Below are 17,521 nucleotides of genomic sequence, written 5' to 3' on the forward strand. Positions count from 1 at the left end.
CCTACTTCCGCATGATCGCGGGCTCGTGCCGGCGCAGCAGTCTGGCCACCGCCCATCCGAAGACGGCCGACAGCACCACCAGCATCCCCATGTTCAGGAGCCAGGTCCCGGCGGCGTGCTCGAACAGCGGGTCCGAGGTCAGCTTCCCGGGCACGATCCTGGCCAGGTCGATCGTCCCCGCCATCGCGCCGAGCGCCCAGCGGGACGGGATCAGCCAGGACAACTGCTCGATGCCGGGCACCCCGTGCAGTTTCAGCAGCGCACCGCAGAAGACGACCTGGACGATCGCGAGCAGCACCAGGAGGGGCATGGTGACCTCCTCCTTGCGCACCAGCGCGGACACCAGGAGGCCGAGCATCATCGCGGTGAAGGACAACAGCGCCACCGTCAGGGTGATTTCGGCCAGGGGTGGCAGCAGCACCCCCTTGCCGCCCGGGGCGTTGAGATCGACGCCCACGAGACCGACGAGCGTCAGCACGACGGCCTGGAGCACCGTGATGGTGCCCAGCACCACGACCTTGGACATCAGATACGCGGATCTGGACAGGCCGACGGCCCGCTCCCGCTGGTAGATCACCCGTTCCTTGACCAGTTCCCGTACCGCGTTGGCCGCGCCCGTCAGCACTCCGCCGACACACAGGATCAGCAGCGCGTTCATCGCCGTCTCCTGCGTCAGCTTGCTCCCGGCGAGAGCCCGGGCCATCGCGCCCATGACGAAGGGCAGCGCGATCATGATGACGAGGAACGTCCGGTCGGCGCTGAGCGCGGCCGCGTACCGCCGTACGAGGGTCCGCAGTTGGGCACCCCAGCTGCGGGTCTTCGGCGGCGGGGCGACCTCCGCGGCCGCCGCGTGCGGCAGCAGGGGCTGAGCGCTGGCGTTGGCGATGTACTGCCGGTGGAAGGGCGAGGCGGCGAACTCCTCGGCCCAGGGCCGGTCGCGGTCGTTCTCGAAGGCTTCGAACGCCTCCGGCCACTGCTCGAAGCCGAAGAAGGCCAGGGCGTCCTCGGGCGGACCGTAGTACGCGATCTTTCCGCCGGGCGCGAGGACCAGCAGCCGGTCGCACACGTCCAGGCTCAGCACACTGTGCGTGACGACGATGACCGTCCGCCCGTCGTCGGCGAGGCCGCGGAGCATGTGCATCACCGAGCGGTCCATGCCGGGGTCGAGGCCGGAAGTCGGCTCGTCGAGGAAGAGCAGCGACGGCTTCGTCAGCAGCTCCAGCGCCACGCTCACCCGCTTGCGCTGTCCGCCGGAGAGACTGTGGATCGGCTGGTCGGCCCGCTGCTCCAGACCCAGCTCCCGCACCACTTCGGCGACCCGCTCGCGCCGCTCCGAACCGGCGGTGTCCTGCGGGAACCGGAGCTCCGCCGCGTAACCGAGCGCGCGGCGCACGGTCAGCTGCGCGTGCAGGATGTCGTCCTGCGGCACCAGTCCGATGCGCTGACGCAGTTCGGCGTAGTCGTGGTAGAGGTCGCGGCCGTCGTAGAGGACGGTGCCCTCGTCGGCGGGGCGCAGTCCGGTCAGGGCGTTCAGGAGGGTGGACTTGCCCGCGCCGCTCGGTCCCACGACCCCCAGCAGACACTTCTCGCCCACCGGGAAGGAGACGTGGTCGAGCAGCGTCTTGCGTCCCTTGTCGACGGTGACCGCCAGGTCCTGCACGTCGAGCGACACCTCACCGGTGTCGACGAACTCCTGGAGGGTGTCGCCGACCAGGCAGAACGCGGAGTGACCGATGCCGACGATGTCCCCGGGGGCGACCACGGCCCGGGTGGCCGGCTGGCCGTTGAGGAAGGTGCCGTTGTGCGATCCGAGGTCGACGATCTCGTAGGTGCCGTCGGCGTGGGCCAGCAGTTCGGCATGGTGGCGCGAGACGCTCAGGTCCTCGACGACGAGGTCGTTCCCGGAACCGCGGCCGATCCGCACGGTGCGCGACGGCAGCGGCCGTACGGTGGTCGGCTGCCGGAACGTGCCGGTCGCGGCGGGCACGGAGACGGCCGACGGACGGCCGGGGCCCGGAGCCGCAGGCACCGGGCCGGGCTCGGGTTCCGGCACGGCCCGGCCGCTCAGCACCGCCCGCGGCCCGTCATCGGGATGGCCGAAACGGATCACGCTGCCCGGACCGATGCCCGACTCATGGATCCGCCGGCCACCGGTGTAGGTGCCGTTCGTGCTGCCCTCGTCCTCGATCGACCAGTGACCGTCCACGGCCCTGAGCACCGCGTGGTGCCAGGAGACCCGGACGTCGTCGATCACGATGTCGCTCAAGGGGTCGCGTCCGACGTGGTATTCCCGGACCGGACTCATCACCGTGGGTCCTGCGTCGGTTTCGAGTACCAGCTCGGGCGCCGTCGGCGCGACAGGCCGCTCTCCCATGCCCGAATTCTATCGACCGGTACGGGTATGTGCCCGGCCAGCGCAGTGCGTGCAGGGCCCATGTTCCCGGTCGGAACGGAGCAGGGGAGGCGGCCTCGCGGCGCGGTGTCAGGCATCCAGGGCCGCGGAGACGACGGCCTTGGCCTCCTCCTGCACCTGGGCGAGGTGCTCGGTGCCCCGGAAGGACTCCGCGTAGATCTTGTAGACGTCCTCGGTGCCCGAGGGGCGCGCCGCGAACCAGGCGTTCTCCGTCGTGACCTTGATCCCGCCGATCGCGGCGCCGTTGCCCGGTGCCGAGGTGAGAACGGCCGTGACCGGTTCGCCCGCCAGGGTGTCGGCGCTGACCTGCTCGGGGGAGAGGCGCGCCAGCACCGCCTTCTGTTCGCGGTCCGCCGGGGCGTCGATCCGGGCGTACGCCGGTTCGCCGAACCGGGCGGTCAGCGCGGCGTAGTGCTGCGACGGCGAGTCGCCCGTCACCGCGAGGATCTCGGAGGCGAGCAGGGCCAGCAGGATGCCGTCCTTGTCCGTCGTCCAGACCGATCCGTCGCGGCGCAGGAACGAGGCCCCGGCAGATTCCTCGCCGCCGAAGCCGAGCGACCCGTCGGCCAGCCCGTCCACGAACCACTTGAATCCGACCGGCACCTCGACCAGCCGCCGGCCCAGATCCGCGGCGACCCGGTCGATCATTCCGGAGGACACCAGGGTCTTGCCGATGCCCGCGCCGGCCGGCCAGCGGTCCCGGTGCGCGTAGAGGTAGTTGATGGCGACGGCGAGGTAGTGGTTCGGGTTCATCAGCCCCGCGTCCGGGGTGACGATGCCGTGCCGGTCGGCGTCGGCGTCGTTGCCGGTGGCGATCTGGAAGCGGTCCCGCTGTCCGATCAGCGAGGCCATCGCGTACGGCGATGAGCAGTCCATCCGGATCTTGCCGTCCCAGTCCAGCGTCATGAAGCGCCAGGTGGGATCGGTGAGCGGATTGACGACGGTCAGGTCGAGCCGGTGCTGCTCGGCGATGCGGCCCCAGTACGCGACCGAGGCACCACCCAGCGGGTCGGCGCCGATCCGCACACCGGCCGCACGCACCGCGTCCAGGTCGAGCACCGACGGCAGATCGGCCACATAGGTGCCCAGGAAGTCGTACGTCCCGGTCGTCGGCGCCGCCAGCGCGCGCACGTACGGCAGCCTGCGCACGTCCTTGAGGCCGCCGGCGATGATCTCGTTGGCCCGCTCCTGGATCCAGCCGGTCGCCTGAGACGCAGCAGGTCCGCCGTTCGGCGGGTTGTACTTGAACCCGCCGTCGCCCGGCGGATTGTGCGACGGGGTGACCACCACACCGTCGGCGAGCTGCGAGGTGCGCCCGCGGTTGTACGTGAGGATGGCGTGCGAGACCGCGGGGGTCGGGGTGTAGCCGTCGGCCGCGTCGATGAGCACGGTCACGTCGTTCGCGGCGAACACCTCGATGGCGGTGACCCGCGCGGGCTCCGACAGCGCGTGGGTGTCGGCACCGAGGAAGAGCGGTCCGTCCGTGCCCTGCCGGGCGCGGTACTCGCTGATCGCCTGGCTCGTCGCCGCGATGTGGTCCTCGTTGAACGCGGTGGCCGTCGACGACCCGCGATGCCCCGAGGTGCCGAAGGCGACCCGCTGGCCCGGTTCGGCCGGATCGGGGTGCAGCGTGTAATACGCCGTCACCAGCCGCGCCACATCGGTCAGGTCCTCCGGGCGTGCCTGCTGCCCGGCTCGTGTCTGCGGCATCTGCCACTCCTCCGTATCGGTCGGTCGGTGCGATCTGCCCGCGTCGTCATCTTCGCCGGTCGCCGTCGCGGGCGGCGGGCTGCCCCGCCGCGCGGACCGCCACCGCCGCCGCGTATCCGGTGGGCACCCGGACATCGGTGATCGTCCAGCCCGCCGGGCCGGGGCCGGGGCGGGGGCCGGTGCCGACGTGCTCGGCGGCGAGGCCGTCGGCCAGGCCGATGCCCTCACCCTTGAGATAGGCCTCCTTGCGGGTCCACACCCGGCCGAAGGCGGCCGGCCGCAGCTCCTCCGGAAGCTCCGCCAGCTCGCGGGACTCCGCGGGGTGCAGCTGACCGGCGATCTCGGACACGACGCCGGTCTTCGGGAGGAGCTCGACGTCCACTCCGACCGGCACGTCCGCGAACGCCAGCAGCGCCACTCCGCGGGTGTGCGACAGCGAGAAGTGCACACCCCCGCCGGTCGCGGGCCGGCCGTGCGGGCCGCCGCACGACGGGCACGGCTCCCGGGTCAGCGGCACCGCACCGGGAGCGACTCCCAGCCGGGCGCCGAGCAGTATCCGCAGGGCCACATGCGAGGCGACATAGCACTCACGGTCGGCGTCGACGACCAGATGCGCGGCCCGGTCCAGCTCTCCGGCATCGAGGATGCCCGGCGCGACCCGCGCCGCCTGCCCGCAGTGCCGTGCGACGTCCACCCGCCACAACGAGAGGACACCGGGCGGGGGGAGGAGGGACGGGCCGGACTGTCCCTCCTCGGGGAACGCGAACACGTCGGGCTGGTACACCGTTACGTCGTTTCCTTCGCAGGGCGGGTGGTGAGGGCGTGTCACGGCGGGGCGGCCGATTCGCATCCGCTGAGGATCCGGCCGGGGTCCGACGTACGTTCGATCATAGAGCGACGGGATGGCCGTGCTCGTGACCGCGCCCTCGGCCGTGACGGATGGGCGCGCGGGGGTCCGTGACGGTGGCCCCGCTCCTCGTCGTGCCCGGCGTTCCGCGTCCCGGCCTCCCCCTCCGAGCTGGCACCTTTCAGCGGCTTGCGTTCTGACGCAAATTCCTTGCGTGGTGGCGGCCGTCCATCCTGTCTGCCTCGCGCATGGTCAAATGCCGCGATTGTCGGGCCAGTTGTGGCGGGATGAAGGAGTCCGTTTAGCTTCTTTCTTCTGCCGCAACAGTGGACTCGCCCTCAATTCTCTGCAACTCTCTGACCGCAAAACGCAAAAGTCCATCCTGGTGGTGCAGGAATTCATGCCCCAGCAGGTACGCAGACAGAGCCGCGCCTTGGCCGCGCCCCCTGCGCCGAGGCCGAAGATCGGGGACATATGAGAACGCAACGCTGGAGACGGCGGGTCCTTTCCACCGCCGTCACCACGAGCCTGCTGATGGTCGGCGGGCCGGTGCTGAACGCGTCGGCGGCCGGCGGGCCCAACATCGCCGCCGGTCACAGGACGGCCGCGAGCAGCGAGGGCAGCGGCAGGGACGCCGGGAACATCGCCGACGGAGAACAGTCGACGTACTGGGAAGGGTCGGGCAGTTCCCTTCCCCAGTGGGTGCAGAGCGACCTGGGCAAGGTCACCCGCATCGACCAGGTCACCCTGAAGCTCCCCGCCGACTGGAAGAGCCGCCGGCAGACCCTCTCGCTCCAGGGCAGCGCCGACGGCACCAGCTTCACCACACTGAAGACCTCGGCCTCCTACACCTTCGCGCCGGGCAGCTCCAACAAGGTGACGATCTCCGTCCCCGCCACCCGGGCCCGGTTCGTGCGGGCGAACATCACCGCGAACACCGCGGCGAAGAACGGCCAGCTCGCCGAGCTCGAGGTGCGCGCGGCGGCGGAGTCGTCGGTGAACCTCGCGGCCGGCCGCACACTCACGGCCAGCAGCTACACCGAGACGTACATCGCCGCCCACGCCAACGACGGCAACGCGGGCAGCTACTGGGAGAGCCGCAACGGAGCCCTGCCCCAGTGGATCCAGGCCGACCTCGGATCCTCGGTGCGGGTCGACCGGGTGGTCCTGCGGCTGCCGGACGGCTGGGAGACCCGCACCCAGACGCTGAAGATCCAGAGCAGCACCAACGGCACGGACTTCAGCGACGTGACGCAGCCCAAGGCGTACACCTTCAGCCCCACGGCGGGTGAGACGGCGACGGTCTCCTTCGACGCCACCACCACCCGCTACGTACGCGTGCTCGTCAGCGCCAACTCCGTCCAGCCGGGCGCCCAGGTCTCCGAGCTGGAGATCTACGGGCCCGAGTCGGGCGACACCCAGGCGCCGACCGCACCCTCGCAGCTGGCGTTCACCGAACCGGCCACCGGCCAGATCAAGCTGACCTGGAACGCGTCGACGGACAACACGGCCGTCACCGGCTACGACATCTACGCCGACAACGCGCTGCTCACCAGCGTGGCGGGCAACGTCACCACGTTCACCGACACCCGTCCGGCCGGCTCCACCGTGTCGTACTACGTCCGGGCCAAGGACGCGGCGGGCAACGCCTCGGCGAACAGCAACACCGTGACCCGGACCGGGAGCGGCGGCGACACCCAGGCGCCGACCGCACCGGCGAACCTGAGCTTCACCGAGGCGACCGCCGGTCAGATCAAGCTGGTCTGGCAGGCGTCCACCGACAACAAGGGCGTCACCGGGTACGACATCTACGCCAACAACGTGCTGCGCAAGAGCGTGGCCGGCGATGTCACCACCTACACCGACACCCAGTCCGCCGGTACCACCGTCTCGTACACCGTCCGGGCCAAGGACGCTGCGGGCAACGTCTCGGGAGACAGCAACACCGTCACGCGTAACGGCAGCACGGGCTCGGCGTCCAACCTCGCGGTCGGCAAGCCCATCACCGCCTCGTCCGTGGTCCACACGTTCGTCGCGGAGAACGCCAACGACAACAGCGTGACCACCTACTGGGAAGGCGCCGGGGGCAGCTACCCGAACACCCTGACCGTGAAGCTGGGGGCCAACGCCGACACTGAGAACGTCGTCGTCAAGCTCAACCCGGACAGCAGCTGGGGGGCCAGGACCCAGAACATCCAGGTCCTCGGCCGGGAGCAGAGCGCCTCGGCGTTCACCAGCCTGGCCGCGGCCAAGGACTACGCCTTCAGCCCGGGCAGCGGCAACACGGTGACCATTCCGGTCAGCGGCCGGGTCGCCGACGTCCAGCTGAAGTTCAACTCCAACACCGGATCGGGCGCCGGTCAGGTCGCGGAGTTCCAGGTGCTGGGTGCTCCGGCGCCCAACCCGAACCTCCAGGTCAACTCGGTGACGGCGGCCCCGGCCGCGCCCGTCGAGTCGGACCCGGTCACGCTCACCGCGACGGTGCGCAACAGCGGTTCGGTCGCGGCACCGGCGAGCAAGGTCGAGTTCCGGCTCGGCGGCTCCAAGGTCGCCACCGCGTCCGTGGGCGCGCTGGCGGGCGGGGCCTCCGCCCAGGTCAGCGCCGACATCGGTCCGCGTGACGCGGGCACGTACGCACTGAGCGCGGTCGCCGACCCGGCGAACGAGGTCATCGAGCAGAACGAGACCGACAACACCTACACGAGCACGACCGGCCTCGTCGTGAAGCCCGTCGCCAGCTCGGACCTGGTCTCCACCGGGGTCAGCACCTCCCCGTCGGCCCCGTCCGCCGGGCAGAACGTCGCCTTCTCGGTCGCCATCAAGAACCAGGGCTCGGTGGCGTCAGCCGCCGGCGGCCACGCGATCACACTGACCCTGCTCGACTCCAAGGGCGCCACGGTGAAGACCCTCACGGGCACCTACACCGGGGCGATCGCCGCGGGTGCGACCAGCGCCCCGGTGAGCCTGGGCAGCTGGACGGCGGTCAACGGCTCGTACTCCGTGAAGACGGTGATCGCCGACGACACCAACGAGCTGCCGGTGAAGCGCGAGAACAACACCACCACCAGCTCCCTCTTCGTCGGACGCGGCGCCAACATGCCGTACGACATGTACGAGGCGGAGGACGGGGTCACCGGTGGCGGCGCGCAGGTCGTCGGCCCGAACAGGACCGTCGGCGACGTCGCGGGCGAGGCGTCCGGCCGTAAGGCCGTCACCCTCAACAGCACCGGCAACTACGTCGAGTTCACCACCAGGGCGAGCACCAACTCCCTGGTGACCCGCTTCTCCATCCCGGACTCCGCGGGCGGCGGGGGCATCGACTCGAAGCTGAACGTCTACGTGGACGGCACCTTCCTCAAGGCGATCGACCTCACCTCGAAGTACGCGTGGCTGTACGGCGCCGAGACCGGTCCGGGCAACTCCCCGGGTTCGGGTTCGCCGCGGCACATCTACGACGAGGCGAACATGCTGCTGGGCAAGACCGTGCCGGCCGGCAGCAAGATCCGGCTCCAGAAGGACGCGGCGAACACCAGCACGTACGCGATCGACTTCGTCAGCCTGGAGCAGGCGACCCAGATCCCGAACCCGGACGCGGCCGCCTACGCCGTTCCCACCGGGTTCACCCACCAGGACGTCCAGAACGCCCTGGACAAGGTCCGGATGGACACCACGGGCAAGCTGGTCGGTGTCTACCTGCCGGCCGGTGACTACCAGACCGCGAGCAAGTTCCAGGTCTACGGCAAGGCCGTCAAGGTCGTCGGCGCGGGTCCCTGGTACACCAGGTTCTTCGCACCCTCCGGCCAGGAGAACACCGACAACGGCTTCCGCGCCGAGGCCAGCGCCAAGGGCTCGTCGTTCGCGAACTTCGCGTACTTCGGGAACTACACCTCGCGCATCGACGGCCCCGGCAAGGTGTTCGACTTCTCCAACGTCTCGGACATCGTGATCGACAACGTCTGGAACGAGCACCAGGTGTGCCTCTACTGGGGCGCCAACACCGACAGCATCACCATCAGGAACTCCCGCATCCGGAACACGTTCGCCGACGGCATCAACATGACCAACGGCTCGACGGACAACCACGTCGTCAACAACGAGTCCCGGGCCACCGGCGACGACAGCTTCGCGCTGTTCTCGGCGATCGACTCCGGCGGCGCGGACATGAAGAACAACGTCTACGAGAACCTCACCTCGCTGCTGACCTGGCGGGCCGCGGGCGTCGCCGTCTACGGCGGCTACAACAACACCTTCCGCAACATCCTGATCGCGGACACCCTGGTCTACTCCGGCATCACGGTCAGCTCGCTGGACTTCGGCTACCCGATGAACGGCTTCGGGACCGATCCGACCACGGTCGAGAACGTCTCCGTGCTCCGCTCAGGCGGCCATTTCTGGGGCTCGCAGACTTTCCCCGGCATCTGGCTGTTCTCCGCCTCCAAGGTCTTCCAGGGCATCAGGATCAACCACGTCGACATCGTCGACCCGACGTACAGCGGCATCATGTTCCAGACCAACTACGTGGGAGGCCAGCCACAGTTCCCGATCAAGGACACGATCCTGACGGACATCTCGATCTCCGGCGCGCGCAAGAGCGGCGACGCCTACGATGCCAAGTCCGGCTTCGGACTGTGGGCCAACGAGATGCCCGAGGCCGGCCAGGGGCCCGCCGTCGGTGAGGTGACCTTCAACGGCCTGAAGCTCAGCGGCAACGCTCTGGACGTGAAGAACACGACGTCCACCATGAAGATCAACATCAACCCGTAACAGGCACCGCACCCAGGGGGCGCCGTCCGGTCGGCCGGACGGCGTTCCGAGGTGCGCAAATTCCTTGCGCCCCGACGTGCGAAGTTTGCATGATCAGTGCAGCCGCGAGACCGCGAACCGTGCGGAACCCACCCTGACGCGCCGTCCCGGCTCCGTGGAGCCCGGGCGGCGCGTCTCTGTGGTGCACGGCATGGCCCGGCACACCTCTGTCAAACTTTTACGAAAACTGCGCGAGATATTGCGTTCACATGTCGACGCTGGTTGAGTGTGCCTCGCCCCGGCAGAGAGTCGGCCGAGGGCCATCCACGCTCATGCCCAAAGGGGACCATCGATGAGAAGTGCTGGGTTGCGCCGCACACGCCGTATCAGCCGTGCCTCCGCGGCTGCCCTTGTCACCGCACTTGCCCTGACCTCGCTCGCCTCCTGTGGCACGAGCAGCAGCAAGGACGAGGACTCGAACAGCGCGTCGAAGGGATCGTCCGACCCTTCCGCCCCGCTCGACCCGAAGGCGAAGGTGACGATCTCGATCGACTGCATGCCGCCGGCGGCCAAGGCCGCGGAGCTGCGCGAGTGGAACGAGGACATCAAGACGTTCAACCAGAAGTACCCGAACGTCACGATCAACGGGAAGTCCACCCCCGGCCAGTGCAACGAGCCGCCCCGCTTCACGGCGATGCTGAAGGGGAAGTCGCAGCCCGACGTCTTCTACGCGTACTTCTCCGACCTCCAGCAGGTGCTGGACAACGACGGGGCCGAGGACATCTCGGCGTACGTCACGGAGAAGTCCGTGCCCGCGCTCAAGGACATCCAGCCCCAGGTCGTCGACGTGGCGCGCAAGGACGGCAAGCTCTACGGCCTGCCGACCAGCAACTACACCATGGGCCTGATGATCAACCGGACGCTGTTCACCCAGGCCGGTCTGGACCCGAACAAGCCGCCGGCCACCTGGGACGAGGTCCGTGCCGCGGCCAAGAAGATCGCGGGCCTGGGCAAGGGCATCTCCGGCTACGGTGAGTACAGCGCCGGCAACAACGGCGGCTGGCACTTCGCCGCCACCCAGTTCGGACTCGGCGGAGAGGTCGTCGACGCCTCCGGCAAGAAGGCGGCCTTCAACGACGCCTCGGGCAAGCAGGTCCTCCAGCAGCTGCACGACATGCGCTGGGAGGACGACAGCATGGGCAAGACCCAGCTGCTCAAGTGGGGCGACCTCCAGAAGCAGATCGCCAGCGACAAGCTGGGCATGTTCCTCGCCGCCCCCGACGACATCGCCTACATGGTGCAGCAGCTCGGCGCCAAGTACGAGACCTTCGGCCTGGGCCCGATCCCCGGCGCCAAGGGCACGCTGTTCGGCGGCAACAACTACCTGATCAAGAAGGGCAGCTCGCCCGACCAGATCAAGGCCGGCATCGCCTGGCTGAACTTCAAGAACCTCTCGCCGGGCAAGGGACAGTTCGACTGGGCCCGCACCAAGGCCGACAAGCTCCCCGTCGGCCTGCCGCAGCCGAACTTCTTCCTCAACGACTCCAAGACCAAGGACGACGCCGCACGCGCCGCCAACGCCTCGATGCCCATCGAGAACTTCAAGGCCTTCATGGACAACCCCGTCCAGGGCAAGGCCGAGCCGCCGAAGGCGCAGGAGATCTACAAGATCCTCGACAACGCCATGTCCGGTGTGCTGACCAACAAGGACGCCGACATCGACAAGCTGCTCTCCACCGCTGAGCAGCAGGTCAACCAGGTTCTGGCGAACCAGTAACGGACGCGCGGGACCGGGTCACGCGGACCCGGTCCCGCATTCCGGCCCCGTCCGACTACTGCGCTTCAGTTCACCGGCACATAGGAGACACCATGTCGGCCCCTACCCTGTCCTCCCACAAGGCGACCAGGCCTCGTCCAGGACATTCAGGCCCGGCTCGCCGGGACTCCGCCCGCGAGGAGTTCCTGCGTGCCGTGCGCCGCAACATCTCAGCCCACGGCTTCCTCATCGGAGCGGTGCTCTGCTTCTCCTTCTTCTCCTGGTACCCGATGGTCAGGGAATTCATCCTGGCCTTCCAGAAGACCGAGGACGGCAAGACCACCTGGGCCGGCTGGTCCAACCTGACCTACGTCTTCAACGACCCGGCGTTCTGGCAGGCCTGGCGCAACACCGTCCTGTTCACCGTGCTCGCGCTGCTGCTCGGCTTCGTCGTCCCGTTCGTCGTCGCCGTCGTGCTCAACGAGTTCCGGCACGGACAGGGCTATCTGCGCCTGCTCGTCTACCTCCCCGTGATGCTGCCGCCGGTCGCCTCCGTACTGCTCTTCAAGTACTTCTACGACCCCGGGTACGGCCTCTTCAACCGCATCCTGGAGATCTTCCACCTGCCCGCACAGCAGTGGCTCCAGGACACCGACACCGCCATGCTCTCGGTCGTCATCGCGGCGACCTGGATGAACATGGGCGGCGCCACCCTGATCTACCTGGCCGCGCTCCAGGGCATCCCCGGAGAGCTGTACGAGGCGGCGGAGCTGGACGGCGCGGGGCTGCTGCGCAAGGTCTGGCACGTCACCATCCCGCAGACCCGGCTCATCCTCTCGCTGCTCCTGCTCATGCAGGTCATCGCGACGATGCAGGTCTTCACCGAGCCGTTCCTGCTCACCAACGGCGCCGGCCCGGAGGGTTCCACCACCACCGTCGTCTACCTCATCTACCAGTACGCCTTCAACTTCAACAACTACGGCAGCGCGGCGGCACTCGGCCTCGTCCTGCTCGTCGTCCTCGCGGGATTCTCCGCGGTGTACGTACGACTGAGCCGCAGCAGCGAAGACTAGGACGGGAGCACGACCATGGCATCGAACACGCTAGTCTCCCGGCGCGGGAGCGAGGGGCGCAGAGCGGAACGGCGCAGGGCCGGACGCGCGGCCGCCCTCGGGCGCCAGCGGACCCTCATCTCACCGGCCCAGCTCGGCCGGCCCCGCGGCAAGGCCTTCTACTGGATCGTCTTCGCCCTGGTGATCATCCTCTTCACGGTGGTCTTCCTCGGGCCGCTGTACTGGATGGTCACCGGCGGACTCAAGACCACCCAGGAAGTCGTGCAGAGCCCGCCCACGGCCTTCCCCAGCTCGCTCCACACGGAGAACTACAGCCAGGCCTGGACCGTGATGGACCTGTCCAAGCTGCTGTTCAACACCCTGTACTACGCCTTCGGCGCGCTCGCCTTCCAGCTGGTCTTCGACGTCGCGGCCGCCTACTCGCTGTCCAAGCTGCGGCCGGTCTTCGGCAAGGTCATCCTCGGCATGATGCTGGCCACCCTGATGATCCCGGCCACCGTGCTCGTCGTACCCCAGTACCTCACGGTCCTGGACGTCCCGATCTTCCAGCGCAACCTCGTCAACTCGCCCTGGGCGATCTGGCTCCCGTCGGTCACCAACGCCTTCAACATCTTCCTGCTGAAGCGGTTCTTCGACTCCATCCCACGTGAGCTCCTGGACGCCGCGGCCATCGACGGAGCGTCGCCCCTGCGCACGCTGCGCTCGATCGTCCTGCCGATCTCCCGGCCGATCCTCGGCGTCGTCTCCATCTTCGCCGTCGTGGGGGTGTGGAAGGACTTCCTCTGGCCGATGCTCACGCTGCCCGACCCGAGCAAGCAGACGCTCAACGTGGGCATCTACTCACTGGCCAGCGGCGTACCGGAGAACGTCCTCATCGCGGCGCTCACCATCGCGTCCATCCCGACGCTGCTCATCTTCCTGCTCTTCCAGCGCAACATCATGAACGGTCTGACCGCGGGCGGCCTCAAGGGGTAACCCCCCTCCCGGACCGCGCCCCCGCCCGGCCGGGGCCCCGTCCGGCCGCCTTCCCCTCAGCACTCCGCCGCCGGCTCTCCCATCCTGCCCCGCTCGCCGGGCCGGCGGCGGAGTCCCACCTGCCCGAAAGGAACGCCACGTGGCAGCCAACCGTCCGTCCGAGGCCACCGCGACCTGGTGGCGAGACGCCGCCATCTACCAGATCTATGTACGCAGCTTCGCCGATGGCGACGGTGACGGCACCGGCGACCTCGCGGGGGTCCGGGCGAGACTGCCCTATCTCGTCGAACTGGGCGTGGACGCACTCTGGTTCACCCCCTGGTACCTCTCGCCGCTCGCCGACGGCGGCTACGACGTGGCCGACTACCGCAGCATCGACCCCGCGTTCGGCACCCTCGCCGAAGCCGAGAAGCTGATCGCCGAGGCCCGCGAACTGGGCATCCGCACCATCATCGACGTCGTTCCCAACCATGTGTCCGACCAGCACGCCTGGTTCCGGGCCGCCCTCGAAGCCGGCTCCGGCAGCCCCGAGCGCGACCTCTTCCACTTCCGCACCGGGCGCGGCGCCGACGGCGAGATCCCGCCCAACGACTGGGTCTCCGAATTCGGCGGCACCCCGTGGACCCGGCTGGACGACGGCGAGTGGTACCTCCACCTCTTCGCCACCCAGCAGCCCGACCTCAACTGGGCACACCCCGCGGTCCGCCAGGAGCACGAGGACGTCCTGCGCTTCTGGTTCGAGCGCGGCGTCTCCGGCGTACGGATCGACTCCGCCGCCCTGCTCGCCAAGGACCCCGACCTGCCCGACTTCGTCCACGGCAGCGACCCGCACCCCTTCGTCGACCGCGACGAACTGCACGGGATCTACCGCTCCTGGCGGGCGATAGCCGACGAGTACGACGGCATCTTCGTCGGCGAGGTGTGGCTCCCGGACACCGAGCGGTTCGCCCGCTACCTGCGCCCCGACGAACTGCACACCGCCTTCAACTTCAACTTCCTGGCCTGCCCCTGGGACGCCGCACTGCTGCGCACCGCGATCGACGACACCCTCGCGGAACACGCCTCGGTAGGCGCGCCGGCCACCTGGGTCCTGTGCAACCACGACGTGACCCGCACCGTCACCCGCTACGGCCGCGCGGAAACCGGCTTCGACTTCGCCGCGAAGACCTTCGGGACGCCCACGGACCTGGCCCTCGGCACCCGCCGAGCCCGCGCCGCGGCCCTCCTCTCACTGGCCCTGCCCGGCGCCGCCTACCTCTACCAGGGCGAGGAGCTCGGATTGCCGGAGGCCGACATCCCGCTGGACCGCATCCAGGACCCGATGCACTTCCGCAAGGGCGGCGCCGACCCGGGCCGCGACGGCTGCCGGGTCCCGCTGCCCTGGGCGGCGGCGGAACCGTACGCCGGATTCGGGGGCACCGCCGAACCCTGGCTCCCGCAGCCCGACGGCTGGGCCTCGTACGCCGCCGACCTCCAGGAAGGAGACCCGGACTCGATGCTCAGCCTGTACCGCGAGGCCCTGCGGCTGCGCCGCACCGAGCCGGGCTTCGAAACGGCGGGGGAGCCCGGGATCGACCGGCTGGCCTGGCTGGACGCCGCGCCCGGCGTGCTCGCCTTCACCCGCACCGACGGACTCGTCTGCGTCGTCAACCTGGCCGCCGAGGCCGCCGCCCTGCCCCCGCACACCGCGGTCCTCCTCACCAGTGGCCCCCTCGACGACGCGGGGAGGCTGCCGCAGGACACCGCGGTCTGGCTGCGCGCCTGACCGGCGGACCCGGGACGCACCTGTGGACGGACCCGGCCGTGCGTGACGCACGGCCGGGCCCGGCAGGATCGCGGGGGAACGAGGGCTGCGGCACAGTGGGGCATATGGACGCTCCGAACGATCTGAATGCCCTGGCCGACGAGCACCTGGCCGCGGCCCGCACCTCCCCGCACGGCCGCAGCGCCCACCTCCTCCTGCACGAGGAGCCGCTGCGCCAGACCGTCATCGCGCTGGCCTCGGGCCGCGCACTCGACGAGCACAACGCCCCGCCCGCCGCCTCCCTCCAGGTGCTGCGCGGCACGGTCCGGCTCACCGCCGACTCCGGCGACGTGGAACTCGCGGCCGGACAGCTGTACCCGATCCCGCAGGAGCGGCACGGGCTGCTCGCCCTGGAGGACGCCGCGGTGCTGCTGACCGCCGTCAACGGCTGACGGCCCGGCCGGCCGGGGTGCGCGGCGGTGACCTCTTTGCCGCGCCGTCTTGTGGGAGCGCTCTCACGGTCGGCAGGATGAGCCGGTGACCCTGCTTCCCGGCCCACGGGCCTATCACCCGGACGACCGTGCCGCCCTCGCCGACATCTGCGTCCGCACGGCCGACAACGGCGGCGACTCCCGGCACCTGTACCCGGACCACGAGCTGATGCCGGCGATCTTCGCCGCGCCCTACGCCCACCTCGAACCCGGCCTGGCCTTCGTCCTCGACGACGGGACCGGCCGGGCGGTCGGTTACATCCTCGGCACCGCCGACACCCCGCGGTTCGTGACGGAGTTCCGCACCCGCTGGCTGCCGCTGGTCGAGGACCGCTACCCGCGGCCGGACGGGCCGCCGCGCAGTCCCAGCGACGAGATGATCGGCCTCCTGCACCACCCGGAGCGGATGATCCTGCCCGAACTCGCGGACCACCCGGCCCACTTGCACATCGACCTGCTGCCCGACTGGCAGCGCAGGGGGTACGGGAGGGAGCTGATGCGCACCTTCCTCGCGGCCCTGAACGCCGAGGGTGTCAAGGGCGTTCACCTGTCCATGCTCACCGCCAACACCCCGGCCAGGGCCTTCTACGACCGGCTCGGCTTCACGGAGATCACGGTCCCCGACCCCGGACCCGTCACCTACCTGGTGCGCTCCACGGAGGCGGACCTGTAGCCCGTCGCCGGCACCGGGGGTGCCGCGCGGTCCCGCTGGGCAGGTAGTCCTGGACGAGACCGTGACGGGGGGCGGACAGCCGGTGGTGAGAGGTGTATGACGTGAGTGAGCCGACCGTGTGGCAATTCTCCGACGACCGCGGACAGGTGTCGACCGCCGGGCAGCGCCCGGAGCGGGTGCTCGCCTATGTCCAGGCCGGTGCGACGTTATGGGATCACGGCATCCGCCCGAGCGCGATATTCGGCTCCGGGCACGACGATCCGGTGGTGCCGGACGTGGCGAAGACCGGTTCGCTGCCCCTGGACGGGACCGCGTACGTCGGGGCGGGCCCCGCGCTGGACGTGGACACCCTGCTGAGGGGTGAGCCGGACCTCGTGGTGGCCGTCAGCTACGGCGGCGGTCAGGTCTACGGGCTCGACCCGGAGACCGCCAAACATCTGGAGGGGCACGTCCCGGTCGTCGTCATCGACGTCGGCCAGGCGCGCACCCTCGCCGAGATCGGTGACCGCTTCGCCGGGCTGGCGCGCTCCCTCGGCGCCGAGGAGCCCGCGGCGGCCACGCGGGAACTGGACGCCGCCCGCGACCGGTTGCGTGCCCTCACCGCGGGGCCCGGCCCCACGAGGGTCCTGGCCCTGTCCCTGGCCGGCCAGGAGGAGACGCACCTGGCCCGCCCCCGCATGTGGCCGGAACTGCGGGTGCTGGCCGAGCTCGGCGTCGGCCTGGTGGAACCCGCCGACGGGCCGGGGGCCAACTGGTCCACGGTCGGCTGGGGCCAGGCCGCGGCCCTGCGCCCGGCCGTGGTGCTCGCCGACATCCGGGCCAACGCCACCCCGCTGGACGAGCTCCGCGGCAACGAGCACTGGGCGTCGGTCGAGCGCTCCGCGCGCGTGGTGCCGTGGAACCCCGAGCCGGTGTGCAGCGCCCGGGCCCATGCGCGGTTCCTCGGCCTGGTGGCCGACGCGCTGGAGGCGTAGCGCCCGGCCGGGTGCGAGCGGTGCCCGCCTGACATGCGGCAGGATCGGAACTCCATGTGTCCGCGGGCCGTTCGCGCACCTCGACGGCGGCTGCGTACACGTCACCGCACTCCAGGAGAGCT

At 69.9% G+C, this 17,521-nt stretch carries 11 protein-coding genes; 8 read left to right on the forward strand and 3 right to left on the reverse strand.

Annotated features, from left to right (window positions below):
• Nucleotide 1 precedes the first annotated feature (1 nt).
• From OG521_35940 to OG521_35950, 3 genes are all read right to left on the reverse strand, one after another.
• A complete protein-coding gene (locus OG521_35940; protein WUW25865.1) occupies nucleotides 2–2,374 on the reverse strand; it encodes an ATP-binding cassette domain-containing protein in 2,373 nt (790 codons plus the stop codon).
• A 108-nt stretch (nucleotides 2,375–2,482) separates the two neighbouring features.
• A complete protein-coding gene (gene pgm, locus OG521_35945; protein WUW25866.1) occupies nucleotides 2,483–4,123 on the reverse strand; it encodes a phosphoglucomutase (alpha-D-glucose-1,6-bisphosphate-dependent) in 1,641 nt (546 codons plus the stop codon).
• Nucleotides 4,124–4,169: 46 nt separating this feature from the next.
• Nucleotides 4,170–4,907, reverse strand: a complete 738-nt coding sequence (locus OG521_35950) for a 4'-phosphopantetheinyl transferase superfamily protein (protein WUW25867.1) — start codon at nucleotides 4,905–4,907, stop codon at nucleotides 4,170–4,172.
• 537 nt (nucleotides 4,908–5,444) lie between these two features.
• Between OG521_35950 and OG521_35955 the strand changes: the two genes are divergently transcribed.
• From OG521_35955 to OG521_35990, 8 genes are all read left to right on the forward strand, one after another.
• Entirely contained in the window at nucleotides 5,445–9,734 is a 4,290-nt protein-coding gene (locus OG521_35955; GenBank protein WUW25868.1) for a discoidin domain-containing protein, read from the forward strand.
• Nucleotides 9,735–10,065: 331 nt separating this feature from the next.
• Nucleotides 10,066–11,490, forward strand: coding sequence for an extracellular solute-binding protein (locus tag OG521_35960; protein WUW25869.1), 1,425 nt, complete (start codon nucleotides 10,066–10,068; stop codon nucleotides 11,488–11,490).
• A gap of 92 nt (nucleotides 11,491–11,582) precedes the next feature.
• Nucleotides 11,583–12,542, forward strand: coding sequence for a sugar ABC transporter permease (locus OG521_35965; protein ID WUW25870.1), 960 nt, complete (start codon nucleotides 11,583–11,585; stop codon nucleotides 12,540–12,542).
• A 15-nt stretch (nucleotides 12,543–12,557) separates the two neighbouring features.
• Complete coding sequence (locus OG521_35970; GenBank protein ID WUW25871.1) at nucleotides 12,558–13,517, forward strand: carbohydrate ABC transporter permease; 960 nt, start codon at nucleotides 12,558–12,560, stop codon at nucleotides 13,515–13,517.
• Between the two features lie 139 nt (nucleotides 13,518–13,656).
• On the forward strand, nucleotides 13,657–15,282 hold the full coding sequence (locus tag OG521_35975; GenBank protein ID WUW25872.1) for a glycoside hydrolase family 13 protein: 1,626 nt from the start codon (nucleotides 13,657–13,659) through the stop codon (nucleotides 15,280–15,282).
• A 104-nt stretch (nucleotides 15,283–15,386) separates the two neighbouring features.
• Nucleotides 15,387–15,713, forward strand: coding sequence for a cupin (locus OG521_35980; GenBank protein ID WUW25873.1), 327 nt, complete (start codon nucleotides 15,387–15,389; stop codon nucleotides 15,711–15,713).
• An 85-nt stretch (nucleotides 15,714–15,798) separates the two neighbouring features.
• Complete coding sequence (locus tag OG521_35985; protein ID WUW25874.1) at nucleotides 15,799–16,425, forward strand: GNAT family N-acetyltransferase; 627 nt, start codon at nucleotides 15,799–15,801, stop codon at nucleotides 16,423–16,425.
• A 101-nt stretch (nucleotides 16,426–16,526) separates the two neighbouring features.
• A complete protein-coding gene (locus OG521_35990) occupies nucleotides 16,527–17,399 on the forward strand; it encodes an ABC transporter substrate-binding protein (GenBank protein WUW25875.1) in 873 nt (290 codons plus the stop codon).
• The last annotated feature ends 122 nt before the right edge of the window (nucleotides 17,400–17,521 follow it).

Origin of the sequence: Streptomyces sp. NBC_01463 (genome assembly GCA_036227345.1) — a bacterium.
Lineage (GTDB): Bacteria > Actinomycetota > Actinomycetes > Streptomycetales > Streptomycetaceae > Streptomyces.

Bases quoted from the DNA above. Each gene is read 5' to 3' on its own strand.
- OG521_35960 (WUW25869.1), top strand. From the start codon at position 10,066: ATGAGAAGTGCTGGGTTGCGCCGCACACGCCGTATCAGCCGTGCCTCC.
- OG521_35955 (WUW25868.1), top strand. From the start codon at position 5,445: ATGAGAACGCAACGCTGGAGACGGCGGGTCCTTTCCACCGCCGTCACC.
- OG521_35980 (WUW25873.1), top strand. From the start codon at position 15,387: ATGGACGCTCCGAACGATCTGAATGCCCTGGCCGACGAGCACCTGGCC.
- OG521_35965 (WUW25870.1), top strand. From the start codon at position 11,583: ATGTCGGCCCCTACCCTGTCCTCCCACAAGGCGACCAGGCCTCGTCCA.
- pgm (WUW25866.1), bottom strand. From the start codon at position 4,123: ATGCCGCAGACACGAGCCGGGCAGCAGGCACGCCCGGAGGACCTGACC.
- OG521_35970 (WUW25871.1), top strand. From the start codon at position 12,558: ATGGCATCGAACACGCTAGTCTCCCGGCGCGGGAGCGAGGGGCGCAGA.
- OG521_35940 (WUW25865.1), bottom strand. From the start codon at position 2,374: ATGGGAGAGCGGCCTGTCGCGCCGACGGCGCCCGAGCTGGTACTCGAA.